At 31.1% G+C, this 1777-nt stretch carries 3 protein-coding genes; all 3 read right to left on the bottom strand.

Annotation, left to right across the window (positions count from 1 at the left end; all coding sequences use genetic code 11):
• Positions 1-336 precede the first annotated feature (336 nt).
• Positions 337-639, bottom strand: coding sequence for a DUF1330 domain-containing protein (locus tag FPG59_RS15835; RefSeq protein WP_086455500.1), 303 nt, complete (start codon positions 637-639; stop codon positions 337-339).
• Positions 636-1172, bottom strand: coding sequence for an NADPH-dependent FMN reductase (locus tag FPG59_RS15830; RefSeq protein WP_086455499.1), 537 nt, complete (start codon positions 1170-1172; stop codon positions 636-638). Before FPG59_RS15830 ends, FPG59_RS15835 begins: the two co-directional genes overlap by 4 nt.
• A gap of 164 nt (positions 1173-1336) precedes the next feature.
• Positions 1337-1777, bottom strand: a 441-nt coding sequence (locus tag FPG59_RS16775; RefSeq protein WP_176330774.1) for a hypothetical protein, incomplete at its 5' end; no start/stop codon positions are given.

The raw sequence follows: 1777 nt of genomic DNA, 5'->3' as shown, positions 1-1777 counted from the left end.
GTTTTGAATGCAAATAAGAATAAGTTATTTGAATTTCATAGACAAAATAATTATGATAATTATGTGACAGGGGGTAATTCAAAAATGAAAATGGATGATTTATTGAGTCAATTAGAATTAAAATATGTCTACGAAGAAGTTGAGGTAGATGTTAATTTCGTTTAGAACCGAAAATGTAGCCATAAGCTATAACGTTTTGGGGCTTTGCGATGGTGGGGAATTAGAAGCACAAATGTTCAATTCAGCACAAATGTTTATTAGAATTCCAAATGTTCAATTCAGCACAAAAGCCCCACTATTGCAAAACCCCTGTTAGTGGCTGGCGTTTTTCTATTGTCATAGTTTCGTCCCTTGTATTAAAATTGAAGTCCATATTGATTGCTCTTTTAAATGTAAAAATTTCTTCCGTTCTTCATCTTGTTTAAAATTATCAAAATCTTGTTGAGTTTCAAATTCAACTAAATGGATTTCGTATGGTTTATCAATGTTGCTTTCAATAAAATTACTTTCTGTCGGTCTTACTCGAAATAAAAGGCGACCATTATATTTTGAAATTGTCGGAATAGCAACGCTTTCAAATTCGTCGAACACTTTTTCTTGTCCTTCAATAATGTAAATGAGTTGAGTTATAAATATCATTGTCTTACTAATTTGTTAAATTCGTTTATAAATCCATTAAGTTCTTCTGTCGTTTTTGTGTCTATTAAATTGTTTTCTGTATCAAACTTTCCTTTCACACCTTGAATTAACAAAGTCGTTTCGTTTTTGAATTTCACCATTGCAGTTTTCATAATTAGTTGCAATTCTTCGTGTCCTTTTTCTCCATTTGCTGATGCTGTTATTAGTCCACTTGGTTTATTCTCAAATATTGTTGTCGCAATACACCATTCAATTGCATTTTTCAGTCCGCTTGGAATACTAAACACATATTCAGGTGTGCAAATTATTATTCCGTCTGCTTGTTCAATGTTATTTCTAAACTCTTTTATTTGTCTTGGTGGATTGTCGGCTGAAAGTTCTGGGTCAAAATGAGGAAGTGATTTTAAGTCGCTAAAAATTGTCAAGTCAAATATATCAGTTGTCAAACTTGCGATTTTTTCAACAAGTTTTAAGTTAGAAGAATTTGCACTTGCACTTCCAATAATCGCAAAAATATTTTTCTTTTCACTCATTGTTTTTTCGTGTCTGTTTCGGGTTCGCTACGCTTGCCACCAACGTTCCCGCGCTACAGCGGGTTTGGGACTAAATTAAGCCCATTCTTCGGATTTGCCAAATCATCCCAAATACAAAACCAACTTTCCATTAAGCCAATTGCCCAAATCCGTTGTAGCGTGTGTTAGTGGCTGTTATTTCTTTCCATTTCGGCGATTTCTATTACAATTGGCTTTTCGTATTTGGCAGTTGCAATTTCTCCTAAACTTGTTTTCTTATGCGTAAAAATTATTTTTCCGTTTTTAACTTCAATTTTGTCAACTAAATAAAATATGTCTTCATAAAAATATAAATCTTTAGTTGTTGTATTTTGAGTTTTGTTTTCTTTATCAAAATACTTTACAACAATTTTTGACAAAGTTTTTTTCGGATTAATCATATAACCAATTTCAATTTTATATGAATTTGTTTCTTTGATTTTATAAGCGATTTCAATTTCCGTTTCAAATTTATTTAGCAAATTTCCGACTTCAATTATTTTGCCAATTTTTTCTTCGTCTTTTTCGTAAAGTAAAATTAAAGATTTGAATGTAACGTCTTTGACTAATTGATTTTTTTCTAATTC

This window comes from Flavobacterium sp. FPG59, from assembly GCF_002150205.1.
In the GTDB taxonomy this organism is placed as follows: Bacteria; Bacteroidota; Bacteroidia; order Flavobacteriales; family Flavobacteriaceae; genus Flavobacterium.
The sequence above is the reverse complement of the archived record's forward strand: the minus strand, read 5'-3'. Positions and strand labels throughout refer to the sequence as shown.